The organism is Pseudomonas typographi, from assembly GCF_014694385.1.
In the GTDB taxonomy this organism is placed as follows: domain Bacteria; phylum Pseudomonadota; class Gammaproteobacteria; order Pseudomonadales; family Pseudomonadaceae; genus Aquipseudomonas; species Aquipseudomonas typographi.
The window spans coordinates 58,970-75,995 of record NZ_JAAOCA010000017.1 but is presented as its reverse complement, the minus strand read 5'-3'; the positions used below and the strand labels follow the sequence as shown (position 1 = coordinate 75,995).

At 61.6% G+C, this 17,026-nt stretch carries 17 protein-coding genes; 9 read left to right on the top strand and 8 right to left on the bottom strand.

The genetic code is table 11. From position 1 onward, the window contains the following. Window positions 1-13: 13 nt before the first annotated feature. The 3 genes from rho to HAQ05_RS14640 form a co-directional block, all read right to left on the bottom strand. Entirely contained in the window at window positions 14-1,273 is a 1,260-nt protein-coding gene (rho, locus tag HAQ05_RS14650) for a transcription termination factor Rho (protein ID WP_190421811.1), read from the bottom strand. Window positions 1,274-1,622: 349 nt separating this feature from the next. Further along, on the bottom strand, window positions 1,623-1,952 hold the full coding sequence (gene trxA / locus HAQ05_RS14645; RefSeq protein ID WP_190421809.1) for a thioredoxin TrxA: 330 nt from the start codon (window positions 1,950-1,952) through the stop codon (window positions 1,623-1,625). A gap of 110 nt (window positions 1,953-2,062) precedes the next feature. Next, window positions 2,063-2,761: a FadR/GntR family transcriptional regulator gene (locus tag HAQ05_RS14640; RefSeq protein ID WP_190421807.1), complete on the bottom strand. Its 699-nt coding sequence runs from the start codon at window positions 2,759-2,761 to the stop codon at window positions 2,063-2,065. A 249-nt stretch (window positions 2,762-3,010) separates the two neighbouring features. Here HAQ05_RS14640 and HAQ05_RS14635 point away from each other — a divergent pair, with 249 nt between their 5' ends. From HAQ05_RS14635 to ppx, 5 genes are all read left to right on the top strand, one after another. Next, window positions 3,011-3,796: a transporter substrate-binding domain-containing protein gene (locus HAQ05_RS14635; protein WP_190421805.1), complete on the top strand. Its 786-nt coding sequence runs from the start codon at window positions 3,011-3,013 to the stop codon at window positions 3,794-3,796. A 14-nt stretch (window positions 3,797-3,810) separates the two neighbouring features. Beyond that, window positions 3,811-4,476: an amino acid ABC transporter permease gene (locus HAQ05_RS14630; protein ID WP_190421804.1), complete on the top strand. Its 666-nt coding sequence runs from the start codon at window positions 3,811-3,813 to the stop codon at window positions 4,474-4,476. Further along, entirely contained in the window at window positions 4,473-5,123 is a 651-nt protein-coding gene (locus HAQ05_RS14625; RefSeq protein WP_190421909.1) for an amino acid ABC transporter permease, read from the top strand. Before HAQ05_RS14630 ends, HAQ05_RS14625 begins: the two co-directional genes overlap by 4 nt. After that, window positions 5,110-5,838, top strand: coding sequence for an amino acid ABC transporter ATP-binding protein (locus tag HAQ05_RS14620; RefSeq protein WP_190421803.1), 729 nt, complete (start codon window positions 5,110-5,112; stop codon window positions 5,836-5,838). The genes HAQ05_RS14625 and HAQ05_RS14620 overlap by 14 nt, the downstream gene beginning before the upstream one ends. Before the next feature lie 75 nt (window positions 5,839-5,913). Continuing rightward, on the top strand, window positions 5,914-7,416 hold the full coding sequence (ppx, locus tag HAQ05_RS14615; RefSeq protein WP_190421802.1) for an exopolyphosphatase: 1,503 nt from the start codon (window positions 5,914-5,916) through the stop codon (window positions 7,414-7,416). Between the two features lie 53 nt (window positions 7,417-7,469). On the opposite strand, the gene ppk1 is transcribed toward ppx, so the two are convergent. Beyond that, on the bottom strand, window positions 7,470-9,674 hold the full coding sequence (gene ppk1 / locus HAQ05_RS14610) for a polyphosphate kinase 1 (RefSeq protein WP_190421801.1): 2,205 nt from the start codon (window positions 9,672-9,674) through the stop codon (window positions 7,470-7,472). A gap of 291 nt (window positions 9,675-9,965) precedes the next feature. Here ppk1 and HAQ05_RS14605 point away from each other — a divergent pair, with 291 nt between their 5' ends. Together HAQ05_RS14605 and elbB are read left to right on the top strand one after the other, a co-directional pair. After that, on the top strand, window positions 9,966-10,553 hold the full coding sequence (locus HAQ05_RS14605; protein WP_190421800.1) for a DedA family protein: 588 nt from the start codon (window positions 9,966-9,968) through the stop codon (window positions 10,551-10,553). 68 nt (window positions 10,554-10,621) lie between these two features. Next, window positions 10,622-11,293, top strand: a complete 672-nt coding sequence (elbB, locus tag HAQ05_RS14600) for an isoprenoid biosynthesis glyoxalase ElbB (protein ID WP_190421799.1) — start codon at window positions 10,622-10,624, stop codon at window positions 11,291-11,293. Here elbB and HAQ05_RS14595 read toward each other — a convergent pair whose 3' ends face one another. Next, a complete protein-coding gene (locus tag HAQ05_RS14595; RefSeq protein WP_190421798.1) occupies window positions 11,294-11,926 on the bottom strand; it encodes a LysE family transporter in 633 nt (210 codons plus the stop codon). Window positions 11,927-11,958: 32 nt separating this feature from the next. Next, window positions 11,959-13,872: an ATP-binding cassette domain-containing protein gene (locus tag HAQ05_RS14590; protein ID WP_190421796.1), complete on the bottom strand. Its 1,914-nt coding sequence runs from the start codon at window positions 13,870-13,872 to the stop codon at window positions 11,959-11,961. 50 nt (window positions 13,873-13,922) lie between these two features. Here HAQ05_RS14590 and HAQ05_RS14585 point away from each other — a divergent pair, with 50 nt between their 5' ends. Beyond that, window positions 13,923-14,375 carry a TIGR02444 family protein gene (locus HAQ05_RS14585; RefSeq protein WP_190421787.1) on the top strand — a complete coding sequence of 151 codons (453 nt, stop codon included), beginning with the start codon at window positions 13,923-13,925 and terminating at the stop codon, window positions 14,373-14,375. A gap of 4 nt (window positions 14,376-14,379) precedes the next feature. Here the strand turns inward: HAQ05_RS14585 and HAQ05_RS14580 are convergent, their stop codons facing one another. Further along, a complete protein-coding gene (locus HAQ05_RS14580) occupies window positions 14,380-15,441 on the bottom strand; it encodes an AlgP family protein (protein ID WP_190421785.1) in 1,062 nt (353 codons plus the stop codon). A 201-nt stretch (window positions 15,442-15,642) separates the two neighbouring features. Between HAQ05_RS14580 and HAQ05_RS14575 the strand changes: the two genes are divergently transcribed. Beyond that, window positions 15,643-16,311, top strand: coding sequence for an FKBP-type peptidyl-prolyl cis-trans isomerase (locus tag HAQ05_RS14575; protein ID WP_190421783.1), 669 nt, complete (start codon window positions 15,643-15,645; stop codon window positions 16,309-16,311). 159 nt (window positions 16,312-16,470) lie between these two features. Here the strand turns inward: HAQ05_RS14575 and rsd are convergent, their stop codons facing one another. Continuing rightward, entirely contained in the window at window positions 16,471-16,944 is a 474-nt protein-coding gene (rsd, locus tag HAQ05_RS14570) for a sigma D regulator (protein WP_190421781.1), read from the bottom strand. Window positions 16,945-17,026: the final 82 nt, after the last annotated feature.

The following is a 17,026-nucleotide window of genomic DNA, read 5'->3' as shown; positions in this document are numbered from 1 at the left end:
GAAGCAAAAAAGCTTATTTGCGCTTCATCGACAAGAAGAACTCGTCGTTGGTCTTGGTTTGCTTGAGCTTGTCGATCAGGAACTCGATCGCGGCGATCTCGTCCATCGGGTGCAACAACTTGCGCAGGATCCACATGCGTTGCAGCTCATCGTCGGCGGTCAGCAACTCTTCGCGGCGGGTGCCGGAGCGGTTGATATTGATGGCCGGGAATACACGCTTTTCTGCGATACGGCGGTCCAGCGGCAATTCCATGTTACCGGTGCCTTTGAATTCTTCGTAGATCACTTCATCCATCTTCGACCCAGTTTCAACCAGGGCAGTAGCGATGATGGTCAGCGAACCGCCTTCTTCGATATTGCGCGCGGCACCGAAGAAGCGCTTGGGCTTTTCCAGGGCGTGGGCGTCGACACCACCGGTCAGCACCTTGCCGGAGCTGGGGATCACGGTGTTGTAGGCGCGCGCCAGGCGGGTGATGGAGTCGAGCAGGATAACCACATCCTTTTTGTGCTCCACCAGCCGCTTGGCCTTTTCGATCACCATCTCGGCCACCTGCACGTGGCGGGTCGGCGGCTCATCGAACGTGGAGGCGACCACCTCGCCGCGCACGGTGCGCTGCATTTCGGTGACTTCTTCCGGGCGCTCGTCGATCAGCAGAACGATCAAGTGGCATTCGGGGTTATTACGGGTGATGTTCGCGGCAATGTTCTGCAGCATAATCGTTTTGCCGGCCTTCGGCGGCGCTACGATCAAACCACGCTGGCCCTTGCCAATCGGCGCACAGAGGTCGATTACACGGCCGGTAAGGTCTTCGGTGGAGCCGTTACCGGCTTCCATCTTCAAGCGCTCGTTGGGGAACAACGGCGTCAGGTTTTCGAACAGGATCTTGTTCTTCGCGTTTTCTGGGCGGTCGAAGTTGATCGAGTCGACCTTGAGCAGGGCGAAATACCGCTCGCCTTCTTTAGGCGGGCGAATTTTGCCTACGATAGTGTCGCCCGTGCGCAAATTGAAGCGGCGGATCTGGCTGGGCGAAACGTAGATGTCATCAGGGCCGGCCAGGTAAGAGGCATCGGCCGAGCGCAGAAAACCGAAGCCATCCTGGAGTATCTCCAGCACGCCGTCACCGGAGATTTCTTCACCGCTTTTGGCATGTTTCTTCAACAGGGCAAATATCACATCCTGTTTGCGCGAACGGGCCATGTTTTCAATGCCCATCTGTTCGGCCATTTCGAGCAGATCGGTAATCGGCTTTTGCTTGAGTTCAGTCAGGTTCATAGAGGGAATGACGTGTTCTGGATGGAGGGATTAAGCATTGGGCTTAGAAAAGGCCGCGCCGTAGGAAGGCGAAGGATCGCGTAAATTCGACTTGGAATGGGTCGGCGGCGACTAGCAGAGGGCCTTGGAGGAACCAGGGCGAGGCCGAATGTAACACCGCAATGGCCAGGCGGCAAGCACCTTGGCAGAAAAAAACCTACCGGTGCGGTGCCTCGAAGGTTCGCATAAACCGCATAAACATTGACGAGCGAACGCAGTAACGGCGCCCGCAAAAGCGCGCAGCCGACCGCTGAACCCGTGGCCGGTGCGCAACTATTCAGCGCACCTGGTCACCATGGACAGGGAGGACTCAGATATTCGCGTCGAGGAACGCCGCCAACTGTGACTTCGACAGCGCACCAACCTTGGTGGCAGCCACTTCGCCGTTCTTGAACAGCATCAAGGTGGGGATACCGCGAACGCCATGCTTGGCCGGGGTTTCCTGGTTGTCGTCGATGTTCAGCTTGGCGATGGTGACTTTGCCGTCGTAGGTACCGGCGAGTTCGTCCAGCACCGGGGCGATCATTTTGCACGGGCCGCACCACTCTGCCCAGTAATCGACCAGCACGGGCTTCTCCGCCTTCAGCACGTCGGCGTCGAAGCTTGCGTCGGTAACGTGCTTGATTTTCTCGCTGCTCATGGGTGTCTCCGTGTTTCGAAACGAAAATAAAGTTACGCCATCATAGCCCTACCTGGGCGCTGCCGAAAGGCTTCGATGATTGAGTGTCACTATAGCCTTGGCCTGCCGGGCTAATCAGTGCTGGGCACGACGAACGCTATACCGGTGCGCAATGCTGCGTTACGCACGTGGTCGCGCATGGCTTTTTGCGCCGAGGCGGCCGCGCGGCGAGCCAGCCCCCGGAGTATTTTGCGGTGCTCGGCCCAGGTTTCCATGGCCCGCTCGGCGCGTATGAATGGCAGCTTTTGGCTCTCGAGGTAAAGGTCGGCACGGGCGCTGAGTATGCCGGCGATCGCTTGGTTGCCACTGGCCCAAAGAATGCGCTGGTGAAAGTCGAAGTCCAAGCGCCCTGCGGCGTCGAAATCACCGTTGCGCAATTCGGTACGCAGTTGGCAAACGTTATCTTCGAGTATGTCCAGGTCATCGGTACTGAGGGTGGCCGCTGCCAGCCCCGCGCAAAACCCCTCCAGGGCATAGCGCAGTTGGAAGATATCCGCCGCGCCGGCCTGCGCGGCGAACGGCCAGGCCGCTTCGGGCATCGGGCCCTCTGGGGCCTGTACGAACACCCCTTTCCCCGGTTGCACGTTCACCAGCCCCAACGCGCTGAGCGACGACAGCGCTTCGCGCAACGAGGCCCGGCTTACCCCCAACTGCACAGCCAAGTCGCGTTGCGACGGCAATACATCGCCAGGGCCATAACCGTTCTCGGCGATCAGTTTGCGGATGCCGGCCAGGGCCAGTTCAGGTACGGCACGGGTAAGCGAGTTCATCGTCGGGTCAGCGCTTGAGAAAGTTGTGTTTTATAGTGATTGCGACACGACTGCAAGCCACGCCCAGAACTGGCGCAGCCCCATGTACACTGGCCCAAAACGGTGCAAGCAGCGCCAAAGGGGGTTGCGAACTGTTCAGACCAGTAAGACCGCCAAGGCCAGAGCTTCGGGCGTTTGATGCGCCCCCGCCAGTACTGGCACGGCCTGTGCACTGGGCAGTTTCAGCCCCCCCGCCCCGGAGATCTACCGATGCTTAAGCGCTCCACCGCCGTGTTCGCTGCGCTGCTTGCGGCCAGCGCCTTGTTGCAACCCTTGGCGCACGCCGACGGCTTGAGCGACATCACCCAGCGCGGCACATTGAAAGTCGCCGTGCCGCAAGACTTCCCACCGTTCGGCTCGGTGGGCCCCGACATGAAACCCCGTGGCCTGGATATCGACACCGCCGCCCTGCTCGCGCAGCGCCTGAACGTGAAGCTGGAGCTTACGCCGGTCAATAGCACCAACCGCATTCCGTTCCTGACCACCGGCAAGGTCGACCTGGTCATATCAAGCCTGGGCAAGAACCCCGAGCGCGAGCAAGTCATCGACTTTTCCAAACCCTATGCGCCGTTCTACTTGGCGGTGTTCGGGCCGCCGGACGTCGCTATCGGCAGCCTCGATGCACTCAAGGGCAAGACCATCAGCGTAACCCGCGGTGCTATCGAAGACATCGAGTTGAGCAAAGTGGCGCCACCAGAAGCGATCATCAAGCGTTTCGAAGACAACAACTCGACCATCGCCGCGTACCTCGCCGGCCAAACCGATCTGATTGCCAGCGGTAACGTGGTGATGACGGCCATCAGCGAACGTAACCCCAAACGTATCCCGGCGATGAAGATCAAGTTGAAAGACTCGCCCGTTTACGTAGGCCTGAACAAGAATGAGCCGCAGCTGTTGGCCAAGGTGAATGAGATCATCGACGCCGCCCACGCCGACGGCAGCCTCGACAAGAACAGCCAAACCTGGCTGAAGCAACCGCTGCCGGCAGACCTCTGACCTGCGAGTCACCCATGGCCTATCGCTTTGATTTCCAACCGGTACTCGCCCACACCGACCTGCTGCTCAAAGGGGCGTTTTTCACCCTTGAACTCACCGCCATCGGCGCGGTGCTAGGGGTTGCACTGGGCATTCTCGGTGGCGTGTCGCGGGCCTGGCGGCTGCGCCCGTTCGCCCAGGTGTTCGGCGTATACGTGGAGTTGGTCCGTAACACACCGTTCATCGTGCAGTTGTTCTTCATCTTTTTCGGGCTACCGTCGCTGGGGGTGCAGCTCAGCGAATGGCAGGCGGCCGTGCTGGCGATGGTCCTGAACCTGGGGGCGTACAGCACCGAGATTATCCGCGCCGGCATCCAGGCCGTTCCCCATGGGCAATTCGAAGCCGCCGCCGCCCTGGCCATGACCCGCGCCGAGGCGTTTCGCCACGTGGTGCTCAAGCCGGCGCTGGGCAAGGTGTGGCCGGCGTTGTCGAGCCAGATCATCATCGTGATGCTGGGCTCGGCGGTGTGTTCGCAGATCGCTACGCAAGAACTGAGTTTCTGGGCCAACTTCATCCAATCACGCAACTTTCGCGCCTTCGAAACCTATTTACTGACCACCCTCGTGTATCTGCTCATGGCCATTGCGGTGCGGCTGTTGCTCAACTGGATCGGGCGCCGCTTCATCATGAGGAACCGCTGATGGATTTCACCCTTTGGGATATCGTGCGCAACCTGATCACCGGCCTGCAATGGACCTTGGCACTGTCGCTGGTGGCGTTTGCCGGCGGCGCGGCGGTGGGCTTGCTGGTGATGGTGATGCGTATTTCCGACCATGGCCTGCCGCGCAACTTAGCGCGTACCTGGATCGACCTGTTCCAGGGCACCCCGTTACTGATGCAATTGTTTTTGGTGTTCTTCGGCGGTGCCCTGCTCGGCCACGACATTTCGCCCTGGGCCGCGGCGGCGATCGCCCTCACACTGTTCACCAGCGCCTACCTGGCCGAAATCTGGCGTGGCTGCGTTGAGGCGATCCCACGCGGGCAATGGGAAGCGTCGGCCACCTTGGCCCTGAACCGCTACGAGCAACTGCGCCACGTGGTCTTGCCTCAGGCCCTGCGCATTGCCATTGCGCCGACCGTGGGGTTTTCGGTGCAGGTGGTCAAGGGCACCGCCGTCACCTCGATCATCGGTTTTACCGAACTCACCAAAACCGGCGGCATGATCGCCAACGCCACCTTCGAGCCGTTCCTGGTCTATGGCCTGGTGGCCTTGGGTTACTTTCTGCTCTGCTACCCACTGTCGCTGAGTGCACGCTACCTGGAAAGGAGGCTTCATGCCGCTGCTTAGAGTGTCTGCCTTGCATAAATACTATGGCGACCATCACATTCTTAAAGGCATCGACCTGACCGTAGAGCAGGGCCAGGTGGTGGCCATCATCGGCCGCAGCGGCTCGGGCAAGAGTACGCTGCTGCGCACGCTCAACGGCCTGGAGTCGATCAACGACGGCGTGATCGAAGTGGACGGGCAATACCTGGATGCGGCCCGTGCAGATTTACGCACCCTGCGCCAAACCGTGGGCATGGTGTTCCAGCAGTTCAACCTGTTCCCGCACCTGTCGGTGGGCGAAAATGTGATGTTGGCACCTCAGGTGGTGAAGAAGGCCTCGCGCCAGCAAGCCCTGAAGCTGGCCCAGCAGGTGCTTGAGAAAGTGGGCCTGGCGGAGAAGTTCGATGCGTTTCCCGATCGCCTCTCCGGTGGCCAGCAACAGCGGGTAGCGATAGCTCGGGCGTTGGCGATGTCGCCCAAGGTGCTGCTATGCGACGAAATCACCTCCGCGCTGGACCCGGAGCTGGTCAACGAAGTGCTGGCCGTGGTGCGCCAGTTGGCGGCCGATGGCATGACCCTGGTCATGGTCACCCACGAAATGCGCTTTGCCCGCGAAGTTGGCGACAAACTGGTGTTCATGCACCAGGGCAAGGTCCATGAAAGCGGCGACCCCAAGGTACTGTTCGCCCAGCCGCAAACCGTTGAGCTGGCGCAATTCATCGGGATGCAGCAATAGCCACCACGGCGAGCATCGTTGGCGATCGGGTTGGAAAATGGCAGGATGGCGGTCTTGATTACGAGAATCGTCGACATGCCACCACTCAAAGCCAAGCACCTGTCCCTGATCGCCGCCATCGACTTGGGCTCGAACAGCTTCCACATGGTGGTCGCCAAGCCGCACCAGGGCGATATACGCATTCTCGAACGGCTCGGCGAAAAGGTACAACTGGCGGCCGGCATCGATGAAAACCGCAAGCTCACCGAAGAGGCCATCCAGCGCGGGCTGGATTGCTTGAAGCGCTTTGCGCAGCTGATCAATGGGCTGCCGTTGGGGGCGGTGCGCATCGTTGGCACCAACGCCTTGCGCGAGGCGCGCAACCGCGGCGAATTCATCCGCCGCGCAGAAGCCATCTTGGGCCACCCGGTAGAGGTGATTTCCGGGCGCGAGGAAGCACGGCTGATTTACCTGGGGGTGTCACACACCCTGGCCGATACCCCGGGCAAGCGCCTGGTCACCGACATTGGTGGCGGCAGCACCGAGTTCATCATTGGCCAGCACTTCGAGCCGTTGATGCGCGAAAGCCTACAGATGGGCTGCGTAAGCTTTACCCAGCGCTATTTTCGCGACGGTAAGATCACCCAGGCGCGCTATGCCCAGGCGTACACCGCAGCGCGCCTGGAAATCATGAACATCGAAACCGCCATTCATCGCCTGGGTTGGGACGAAGCCATAGGCTCATCGGGCACCATCCGGGCTATCGGCGCAGCGCTGAAGGCCAGCGGGCAAACCTCGGGCGAGGTCACCGCGGACGGCGTGGCCTGGCTCAAGCGCAAGCTGTTCAAGCTGGGCGATGTCGACAAAATCGACTTCGATGGCATCAAGCCTGACCGCCGCGGTATTTTCCCGGCGGGCTTGGCTATTCTCGAAGCGATTTTCGATGCTGTCGCGGTGCAGCGCATGGACCATTGCGAGGGCGCCCTGCGCGAAGGGGTACTTTACGACCTCATGGGCCGCCACCAGCACGAAGATGTACGCGAGCGCACGCTCAATTTCTTGATGGACCGCTATCACGTCGACCGTCGCCAGGCAGAGCGGGTGGAGCGCAAAGCGCTGCAGGCGTTCGATCAGGTCGCCGCGGCATGGGGCTTGGAAGGCGGCATCTGGCGCGATTTGCTCGGTTGGGCGGCGAAGGTACACGAAGTCGGCCTCGATATCGCCCACTACCATTACCACAAGCACGGCGCCTACCTGATCGAACATTCCGACCTTGCCGGCTTCTCCCGCGAAGACCAGCAAATGCTCGCGCTGCTGGTGCGTGGCCACCGGCGCAACATCCCGCGCGACAAATTCGCCGAGTTCGGCGATGACGGTATCAAATTGATCCGCCTGTGCGTGCTGCTGCGCTTCGCCATTCTGTTCCACCACATCCGTGGCACCCAACAAATGCCGGAGGTGGCATTAAAAGCCAACGGCAATAGCTTGCAAGTGACCTTCCCCAATGGCTGGCTGCAGAACAACCAACTGACCCAAGCCGATTTCGACCAGGAAGCGCTGTGGCTGGCGCGGTTGGACTTTACCCTGGTGGTGGAGTAAGCCAACCCCTGCATGCGTTGGCGTTTGCTTTGCCACCTGGCCCATGCGGCCCCTTAGCGGACAATCACCGCTTGCGTACTGAGCTTGTCGAGCAGCGCGGCCTGGGCATTGCGCGGGTTTTGGTTGCCCGTAGGCTGCAGCCGCAGGTAATTGCCATCCGGCTGCAGTATCCAGGCATGGGTATTATCGGTCAGGTAGGCTTCCACCTCTTTCTTCACCCGGGTCAGCAGCTTCTTGCCCTCGATCGGGAAGCAGGTTTCGACACGGCGGTCGAGGTTACGCTCCATCCAGTCGGCGCTGGACAGGTATAACTGCTCCTCGCCGCCGTTTTGGAAATAATAAATGCGCGTGTGCTCCAGGAACCTGCCGACCACCGAGCGCACTTGGATATTGTGCGAGACACCGGCAATGCCCGGGCGCAGGCAGCACATGCCACGCACCACCAGGTCGATACGAACCCCAGCCTGGCTGGCCTTGTAAAGCGCGCGTATCACTTTGGCATCCGTGAGCGAATTGCACTTGGCAACGATGTGCGCCGGTTTGCCTTCCAGGGCGAACTGGGTTTCCCGGGCGATCATATCGAGCATGCCCTTTTTCAGGGTGAATGGCGCATGCAGCAGTTTTTTCATGCGCAAGGTCTTGCCCATGCCGATCAGTTGCGTGAACAGCTTGCCGACGTCTTCGCACAGCGCGTCGTCAGAAGTCAGCAGGCTGTAGTCGGTGTATAGCCGGGCATTGCCAGCATGGTAATTGCCGGTGCCCAAGTGCGCATAGCGCACAATCTCGCCACCCTCGCGGCGCAGAATGAGCATCATCTTGGCGTGGGTCTTGAATCCGACCACGCCGTAGATCACCACCGCACCGGCGGCCTGCAGGCGGCTGGCCAATTGCAGGTTCGACTCTTCATCGAAGCGCGCGCGCAACTCGATCACCGCCGTCACTTCCTTACCACTACGTGCCGCATCCACCAACGCATCGACAATTTCCGAGTTGGCGCCGCTGCGGTACAGCGTTTGGCGCACCGCAAGCACGTAAGGGTCCTTGGCGGCCTGGCGGAGCAGGTCGATCACTGGGGTGAAGGATTCGAACGGGTGTAGCAACAGCACGTCTTGCTTGCTGATGGTGCTGAAGATGTTCTCACTGTTTTGCAAGATCTTCGGGATCGCCGGCGTGAATGGCGCATATTGCAGCTCTGGGTGGCTATCCAGGCTGGTGATGCTGAATAGCCGCGTTAGGTTTACCGGGCCATTGACCTGGTACAGCTCCGACTCGCTCAGGCTGAACTGCTTAAGCAAGTAGTCCGACAGGTGTTTGGGGCAGGTATCGGCCACTTCCAGGCGCACCGCGTCGCCGTAGCGGCGCGAGAACAGCTCGCCGCGCAACGCGCGGGCCAAGTCTTCGACATCTTCTGAGTCCAGCGCCAGGTCGGCGTTGCGAGTCAGCCGGAACTGGTAGCAGCCCTTGACCTTCATACCCTGGAACAGGTCATCGGCGTGGGCGTGGATCATCGACGAGAGAAATACGTAGTTGTCTCCCGTACCGCCTACGTCTTCGGGCACCCGGATGATCCTTGGCAACAGGCGAGGTGCCGGAATGATCGCCAGGCCCGAATCGCGGCCGAACGCATCGACGCCCTCGAGTTCGACGATAAAGTTCAGGCTCTTGTTCACCAGCAGGGGGAACGGGTGGGTCGGGTCGAGGCCGATCGGGGTGATGATCGGTGCGATCTCGTCGCGAAAATAGCGGCGCACCCAGGTCTTGACCTTGGGTGTCCAATGGCGCCGGCGAATGAAGCGCACCTGGTGTTTTTCCAGTGCTGGCAGCAATACTTCGTTAAGAATGGCGTACTGGCGCTGCACCTGGCCATGCACCAAATCACTGATGCGGGCCAACGCTTGATGTGGCGGGATGCCGTCGGCATTGGCCTGTTCGCGGGCGAAATTGATTTGCTTCTTCAGCCCCGCCACGCGGATCTCGAAGAACTCGTCGAGGTTGCTCGAAAAGATCAACAGGAACTTCAACCGCTCCAGCAGAGGGTTGGTCTCGTCCAAGGCCTGTTCCAGCACCCGGATATTGAATTGAAGCTGCGACAGCTCGCGGTGAATATACAGGCTGCTGTCGTCCAAGCTCGGGACCACCAGCGCCGGGGCGGGCGTTTCCACGGCTTCGGCAGGGGCGTCGGCCGGCGTATCCAACACAGGTTCCAACACGGGGTGGGCCCCTTTCACAGCAGAGTCGACGAGTGCTTCATTATTCATTTGAAATTCCTTGAGGGCCATAGCCCCTTCGGCTGATTGGGCACGCAGGCAACCGACGCCTGAAAGGGTGACGCACAGCGCGTGGCTGGGGTCACGGCATTGGCCAGCGGGCCGCTGCGAGGTCACCGATGCAAGCTGTTATAAGACGATTGCATGACAATCCGGTGATAACCCATGCAGCGCCAAATATCCGCACACCAGCGGAAATGTTCACGCCAAGACACATTTGGACACTTTCATGAATGCCCCGTAAGGGTTAGGCTGCGCGTTCATTTCGCCAGCACCTGAAAAATGCTCCAACATTTTTTGCAAAATTTTGGCTACCTGGCCCTTTTTCTCGGCACCTTCTTAGAAGGTGAAACCATTTTGGTTCTGGCCGGGTTTCTGGCGTTCCGTGGCTACATGGACATCAACCTGGTGATGCTGGTTGCATTTCTGGGCAGTTATGCCGGCGACCAGCTCTGGTATTTTCTCGGGCGCCGGCATGGCCGCCGCCTGCTGGCGCGCAAACCGCGCTGGCAAACGATGGGCGACCGGGCGTTGGAACATATCCGCAAGCACCCCGACCTGTGGGTACTGAGCTTTCGCTTCGTCTACGGCCTGCGCACGGTCATGCCGTTGGCCATCGGCCTTTCCGGTTACCCGCCACGCCGTTATTTGATCCTCAACGGCATCGGCGCCATCGTTTGGGCCGTAGCGCTTGGCCAAGCGGCTTACCATTTTGGCGCCGTGCTCCAAGGGGTGCTGGGCAATGTGAAGAAGTACGAGCTATGGGTGCTGGGCGCCCTGCTGGTGCTCGGCGCTGCGCTGTGGATTAGGCGGCGTATCAAGGCGGCACGCATTGCCCGGCGGGCCGAACAGCAGGAAAAACAACCGTAGCGCTGCGCCTGGGGAACACCGCTCGGTATCTGCGATCAACTCTCTGGTGCCTACCCAGGAGCGCGCCCATGCCTCGCAAAATCGCAGTGATCCTCTCCGGCTGTGGCATCTACGACGGTGCCGAGATCCAAGAAAGCGTGATTACCCTGCTGCGCCTCGACCAGCGCGGTTGCCAGGTGCAATGCTTCGCCCCCAACGTCAGTTTCGCCGTAGTCGACCACCTTACTGGCGAAACAACCGGCGAGCGGCGCCAAGTGCTCGTAGAAGCGGCTCGCATCGCCCGTGGGCGTGTCAAGGACGTGCGCGAAGCACGGGTGGGCGATTTCGACGGGTTGATCATCCCGGGCGGCTCCGGCTCGGCGAAGAACCTTTCCGATTTTGCCAGCAAAGGGCCCCACTGCAGCGTGCTGCCCGACGTGCTGGCATTGGCCGAAGCGTTCGCCGAGGAGCGCAAGCCGGTGGGGCTGATGTGTATCTCCGCGGCGCTGGCGGCGAAGATCTATGGGCCTACCGTGACCTGCACCCTCGGCAAGGACGACGCCACGGCCGCCGTGATCAACCAAATGGGGGCTATTCACCAGGCGTGCGAAGCCGACGACATCGTTGAAGATGTGGAGCGCAAGCTGGTGACCACCCCCGCCTATATGGGCGCGCTGTCGATCAGTGAGGCCGCCGCCGGCATCAACAAGCTGGTCGACCGGGTGGTTGAGATCGCGCGGGCTGGGCAGGGGCCCTCTTGATCAGGCCGGTGCCCGGCGCAACAGTGCAAGGCAGGCCGCTGCCGCCACGAACAGCGCCGCGAAGGTGCGGTTCAGGCGCACCTGCTGGCGTGGCGTGCCCAGGGCCCGCAACACCTGGGATGCAAGGCCGGTATAGCCTGCCATCACAATCATGTCGACGCTGACCATGGTGGCGGCAATCACTGCATACTGCGTTGGCAGCGCGGCGTGGGGGTCTACGAACTGCGGCAGCACGGCCAGCATGAACACGATGGCCTTGGGGTTGCTGGCATTCACCAAAAAGCCACGGAACACCAGCGCCAGCGGCTTTCCGATTGGCCGCACGTGCATGCTTTGGCCAAGGTCGCTGGGCAGCGCGCGCCACTGCTTGGCAGCTAAATAGAGCAGATAGAACACCCCGAACCATTTGATCACGGTAAACGCCGTGGCCGATGCCGCCAGCAGCGCGCCCACGCCCAGGGCAACGATGGCGATCTGCAGCAGCAGGCCCAGTTGCAGGCCCAGCGCGCTCCAGTAACCGCGGGCGAAGCCGTATTGCAGGCCGCTGGCCATCGACGCCACCGCGCCGGCACCTGGCGACAGGCTGATGACCCAGCACGCCAGAAAGAAGCCCAACCACGTTTGCAGCACCATCGCTCACCCCTCGAACGGGCCGGGCCCAGCTATCAGGCGTTCAACGTTTCAAGCTCGGCCTGCATGGCTTCGAGCGTTTCCATGGCGGCCAGCCAGGCTTCTTCCAGCTCGCCCTGGCGCACCTTGAACTTCGCCTGGCGGGCCAACAGCTCGCGCAGCTCATCCTTGCGCGCCGGCTCGTACACTGCGGAGTCTGCCAGGCTTTGCTCGACCTGCGCCAGCGCCTGCTGCACTTCGCCAAGGTCTTTTTCCAGGCGCTCGGCCTGTTTTTTGTGCGGCGCTAACTGCTGGCGCAAGGCAGCCGCCGCTTGGCGCTGGGCCTTTTTATCGGTTTTATCGCCAACGGCCTCGGCACCGCTGGAGGGCGCGGTGCGCTGGCGGTATTCGGCCAACCAACGGGTGTAATCGTCCAAGTCGCCATCGAAGCTGGCCACTTTGCCGTCGGCCACCAGCAAGAACTCATCGGTGGTGCTTTTGAGCAAATGCCGGTCGTGAGACACCACCAGCACGGCGCCACCGAACTCTTGCAAGGCCAGCGTCAGCGCCAGGCGCATTTCCAGGTCCAGGTGGTTGGTGGGTTCGTCGAGCAGCAGCAGGTTCGGCCGGCCCCACGCGATCAATGCAAGCGCCAGGCGCGCCTTTTCGCCGCCAGAGAAGTTCAGCACCGGCTCGTCGACCCGCGCGCCACGAAAATCGAAGCCGCCCAGGAAGTCCTTAAGGGTCTGCTCCCGCTCGTTCGGCGCCAAACGCTGCAGGTGCAACAAAGGGCTGGCCTTGTCATCGAGCGAATCGAGCTGGTGTTGGGCGAAATAACCCACCACCAGGTTTTCACCGCGGTGCAGGCGGCCGCCCACCGGCGCCAATTCGCCGGCGAGGGTCTTGATCAATGTCGACTTACCTGCGCCATTGGGCCCCAGCAGGCCTATACGCGCGCCCGGCGCCAACTGCAACTTGACCTTCTCCAGCACCGCCTTATCGCCGTAACCCAGGCGGCCCTCGGCCAGGTCAAGCAACGGGCTGGAGAACTTCAACGCCTCGCGAAAACCGAACTCGAAGGGCGAGTCGACATGCGCCGCGCTGATCTGCTCCATGCGCTCCAACGCTTTGATCCGGCTTTGCGCCTGGCGGGCCTTGGTGGCCTGGGCACGAAAGCGGGCGACGTACTTTTCCATGTGCGCGCGGCGGGCCTGCTGCTTCTCATACGCTTGTTGCTGCTGCGCCAGGCGCTCGCCACGGGTGCGCTCGAAGGCGCTATAGCCGCCTCGGTAGAGCGTGAGCTTGGCCTGTTCCATGTGGGCCACATGGTCGACTACCGCATCGAGAAAATCACGGTCGTGGGAAATCAACAGCAAGGTACCGGCGTAACCTTTGAGCCAGTCTTCAAGCCAAAGGATCGCATCGAGGTCCAAATGGTTGGTCGGCTCGTCGAGTAACAGCAAGTCGGAGGGGCACATCAGCGCTTGGGCCAGGTTAAGGCGCATGCGCCAGCCGCCGGAAAAATCCCCGACGTGGTGGCCCATCTGCGCTTCACTAAAGCCTAGGCCCGCCAGCAGCTTGCGCGCGCGCGCATCGGCGTTGTAGCCGCCGGCGGTATCGAAATCCGCATGCAACTGGCCGAGCGTGGCGCCGTCTTGCGCGGCCTCGGCCCGTATAAGGGCGGCTTGAACCTGGCGCAGGTGCTGGTCACCGTCGAGTACGTAATCCACCGCCAGGCGCTGAAGGTCATCGACTTCTTGGCGCATGTGGGCGATGCGCCAATCCTGCGGCAGGTCGCATTCACCGGCATCGGGCAGCAGTTCACCGCGCAGCAAGGCGAACAGGCTAGACTTGCCGGCGCCGTTGGCGCCGATCAGGCCGGCTTTCTGCCCTGGGTGCAGGGTCAACTCGGCGTGCTCCAGCAAGCGCTTGGGGCCACGCTGTAGGGTAAGGTTCTGGATTCGGATCATAATGGCGCCGAAGTCTACCAGCTTCGTGGCGCACTGGCGTGGGGTGTGTAATGAGCAAGGGGTTATGGGCGTTCGCCGTGCAATGGTACGCCCGCCCGGGCGTGGAACCGACATGCCTGGCGCTGCAGGCCGCCGGGGCGAACGTGTGCCTGCTGCTGTGCGCCGCTTGGCTGGGCCAGCGCGGGGTGCGTTACCAGGCCGAGCGCTGTGAGGCCCTGCAAGCCCAAGCCGGGCATTGGCATGCAGAGGTTATTGCCCCGCTACGGCACGTGCGCCAGCAATGGCGTGCCGAAGCAGCACATGACGCGGCCTTGCACGGCTTACGTGAACAGCTTAAAGCCTTGGAGTTGGCGGCAGAAAAAGAACTGTTGCAGCGGTTGGAGCGCGCCACCGCCGAGTGGCCGCCAGAGCAGGCCGAAGACCTTGAGCAGTGGTTGGCCAGCAGCTTGAAGGGCCTCAATGAAGAGGCCCTTCAGGCGTGGCTCGCCAGCGGTGGGTTCTAAACGCTCAGGATGCGCTGGGCGCTGCCGCCACAGGCGAGGTGGCGCTGCTGGCATCACTGGCCGCCGGTGCTGGAGTAGCGGCCGCGGCCGGGGCGGGCTTTTTCGCAGCAGGTTTTTTCGCTGCCGGCCGGGGCGCCGCCGGCTTGCCCGTGGTGGCACGGGCGGCGGGCTTGGCGGCGGCTGCCTTGCTGGCAGGTTTCGCGGCGGGTTTCGCAGCCGGCTTGGCGGCGCTGTTAGCGCTCGGGCTGGCGGCCACGGCTGGGGCGGCGGCAGGCTTGCTGGCGGTTTTTGCGGCAGGCTTGGCAGCGGTTTTAGCACGTGGGCTGGCAGCCGCGGCCGGGGCGGCGGCAGGCTTGGCAGTGGTTTTAGCGCGTGGGCTGGCGGCGGGCTTGGCGGCGGCAGGCTTGCTGCCGGCGACCTTGGCTGGCGGCGTGTGCTTGGCGGCTGCGCCCTTGCTCACTGGCTGGGCCTTGGTGGCGGGTGAGGCCTTGGTAGCCGATGCCGTGGCCTTGGCCTTGGCGGTGGCGGCCTTGGCAGGCGCCCGCTTGCTAGCCGCTACCTTGCTAGCTGGTACCTTGGCATTGGCGGGTGTAGCAGCCGCGCGGGTGGCCGCCGGCTTGCGTGCGGGCTTGGCGGCGGCAACCGCCTTGGCCGGGGTCGGTTTATTACGCGCGGCCAATACTTTGCCAGCAGCTTCTTTAACTTTGCCGATGCCTTGGGCAAGCTTCAGGCTCTCCTGTGCATCACGCTTGAGCGCCAGAATGTATTGGCGGGTTTCACCTTGGTGTTTGTGCAGGCCCTCAAGCAGGGCTTCGAGGTCTTTAACCGCCGTTTTAGCCTTGGCTTGGGCTTTGGCTTTACCGGCGGCCGCGGCATCTTCAACTTTGCTGCGAGACTTGTGGAGTTTCTCCTGAGCCTTCACGCGTTGTTTTTCCAACTTCGCCAGCAATTTCTCTGAATCAGCCAGGGCCTTGGCGCATGCGCTTTCCAGGGTCTCCAGCAAATTGCCGGTCAACTGTTGGAGCAGGTGCAACGGAGTGCTTACAGGCTTCTTGCTGGCCGACATGGCTTACCTCCTGACTGATATGGATAGTTGCCATGGTAGTCCCGGAACATGCCAGCGGCTAGATGATATGCCAGGCATTTTCCGCAAAAAACGCCGGTTTTTCCATTTTTTTACCGTCACGGTGGGCGCTGGCCGCCAAATACGGTTTAAAACGCCACGCGCACGGGCAATACTTTCGCCTAATGCCTCGGGAGGATATCCATGGGTTGCCGCCTGCTGTTCGCTATCGCACTGCTCGCCCCTGCCGCGTTTGCCCAAGAGGCTACCGCACCGAGCAACCATGATCTTTCTTACAGCGTGGGCGCCAGCGTTGGCGAACGCCTGCGCCAGGATATGCCCGAGCTTGACCTCGATGCGCTGCTGCAAGGGCTGCAGCAGGCTTACCAGCAACAACCGCTGGCGCTGAGCCAAGAGCGCATGCGCCAAGTGCTGGCGGACCATGACGCGCAAACCGCGGAAACCGCCAACACGCCGGTCGAAACGGCGTTGGTGGCGGAGAACCAATTTTTGAACGAAGAGCGCAGCAAACCGAATGTGCGCGAGATCAGTGATGGTGTATTGGTGACCGAGTTGTCCCCCGGTACGGGCCCCACGCCCTCGGCCAATAGCCGCGTGCAGGTGAAATACGTGGGCCGGCTGCCAGACGGCAGCGTGTTCGACCAAACCGACCAGCCTCAATGGTTCAACCTGCCCGGCGTGATCGAGGGGTGGCGCATCGCGCTGCAGCAGATGCCCAAGGGGGCCCGGTGGCGGGTGGTGGTTCCATCGGCGCAGGCCTATGGTGCGCAAGGCGCGGGCGGTTTGATACCGCCTTATACACCGCTGGCCTTCGATATCGAGTTGCTCAACGTCGCCAACCCCGGCGGCTAGTGGTTGTTTCAGACGTTCGCGCAAGCCTTAGCGTGCGAATGCTGTTAGCCGAAGGCGCCGTGACGAGTTGTAGCGAGGCTATGGCGGAGGCAGGCAACACAGCCCGGCAGCAATAAAAGGCACCCTCAAAATGGTGCAGCCAGTTTCTGCAACTTCACGTTAAGCCAGCTCGGTGTCTTCCTGGCTGTGGGCCGTATGCAGCACCTCGATCAGGCAATCCTCGAGTTCGAAACGCTCGTGCAACAAACCACCCAGGGCGTTGAGGCGCTTGCGTAACTCGGCGCGATCGGCGCAGTCGCATTGGTCGCAGTGATCGTTGAAGGTCAGCGCTTGTTCGGTCAGGGCTTCGAGCCGCGGGCAGATGCTCTCGGCCAATTCGACCGCGGCGTCGTCGCCAAAGGCCCTGGCTTCTCCGACCAGTTGTTCGTAAATAGCAAAGTGGCCGGCTGAAAAGTAGTCGACAAGCGTGCCGCAGAATTCCTGAAGTTGGCTGCGTTCCAGCGGGCTGGCTTCAGGCAGGTCGATAAGGCCCTTGAAGGTGCTAACCAACTCGCGGCGCTCCTGCAACCACCGATCGATCAGCAGGTGCACACCGCCCCAGCGCTCCTGTGCATTATGACAACTTTCCAGCATGGTCTAGTCTTCCCTATGGCCGTTGGCGCCCTTGATCCACGGCTGGCGGGGCCGTGCTCGGAACGCCGTAATGTCCAGTTCT

Excerpts from the sequence above, each read along its gene's own strand:
- rho (WP_190421811.1), bottom strand. The coding sequence starts at position 1,273 with ATGAACCTGACTGAACTCAAGCAAAAGCCGATTACCGATCTGCTCGAA.
- trxA (WP_190421809.1), bottom strand. The coding sequence starts at position 1,952 with ATGAGCAGCGAGAAAATCAAGCACGTTACCGACGCAAGCTTCGACGCC.
- HAQ05_RS14640 (WP_190421807.1), bottom strand. The coding sequence starts at position 2,761 with ATGAACTCGCTTACCCGTGCCGTACCTGAACTGGCCCTGGCCGGCATC.
- HAQ05_RS14635 (WP_190421805.1), top strand. The coding sequence starts at position 3,011 with ATGCTTAAGCGCTCCACCGCCGTGTTCGCTGCGCTGCTTGCGGCCAGC.
- HAQ05_RS14630 (WP_190421804.1), top strand. The coding sequence starts at position 3,811 with ATGGCCTATCGCTTTGATTTCCAACCGGTACTCGCCCACACCGACCTG.
- HAQ05_RS14620 (WP_190421803.1), top strand. The coding sequence starts at position 5,110 with ATGCCGCTGCTTAGAGTGTCTGCCTTGCATAAATACTATGGCGACCAT.
- ppx (WP_190421802.1), top strand. The coding sequence starts at position 5,914 with ATGCCACCACTCAAAGCCAAGCACCTGTCCCTGATCGCCGCCATCGAC.
- ppk1 (WP_190421801.1), bottom strand. The coding sequence starts at position 9,674 with ATGAATAATGAAGCACTCGTCGACTCTGCTGTGAAAGGGGCCCACCCC.
- HAQ05_RS14605 (WP_190421800.1), top strand. The coding sequence starts at position 9,966 with ATGCTCCAACATTTTTTGCAAAATTTTGGCTACCTGGCCCTTTTTCTC.
- elbB (WP_190421799.1), top strand. The coding sequence starts at position 10,622 with ATGCCTCGCAAAATCGCAGTGATCCTCTCCGGCTGTGGCATCTACGAC.
- HAQ05_RS14595 (WP_190421798.1), bottom strand. The coding sequence starts at position 11,926 with ATGGTGCTGCAAACGTGGTTGGGCTTCTTTCTGGCGTGCTGGGTCATC.
- HAQ05_RS14590 (WP_190421796.1), bottom strand. The coding sequence starts at position 13,872 with ATGATCCGAATCCAGAACCTTACCCTACAGCGTGGCCCCAAGCGCTTG.
- HAQ05_RS14585 (WP_190421787.1), top strand. The coding sequence starts at position 13,923 with ATGAGCAAGGGGTTATGGGCGTTCGCCGTGCAATGGTACGCCCGCCCG.
- HAQ05_RS14580 (WP_190421785.1), bottom strand. The coding sequence starts at position 15,441 with ATGTCGGCCAGCAAGAAGCCTGTAAGCACTCCGTTGCACCTGCTCCAA.
- HAQ05_RS14575 (WP_190421783.1), top strand. The coding sequence starts at position 15,643 with ATGGGTTGCCGCCTGCTGTTCGCTATCGCACTGCTCGCCCCTGCCGCG.
- rsd (WP_190421781.1), bottom strand. The coding sequence starts at position 16,944 with ATGCTGGAAAGTTGTCATAATGCACAGGAGCGCTGGGGCGGTGTGCAC.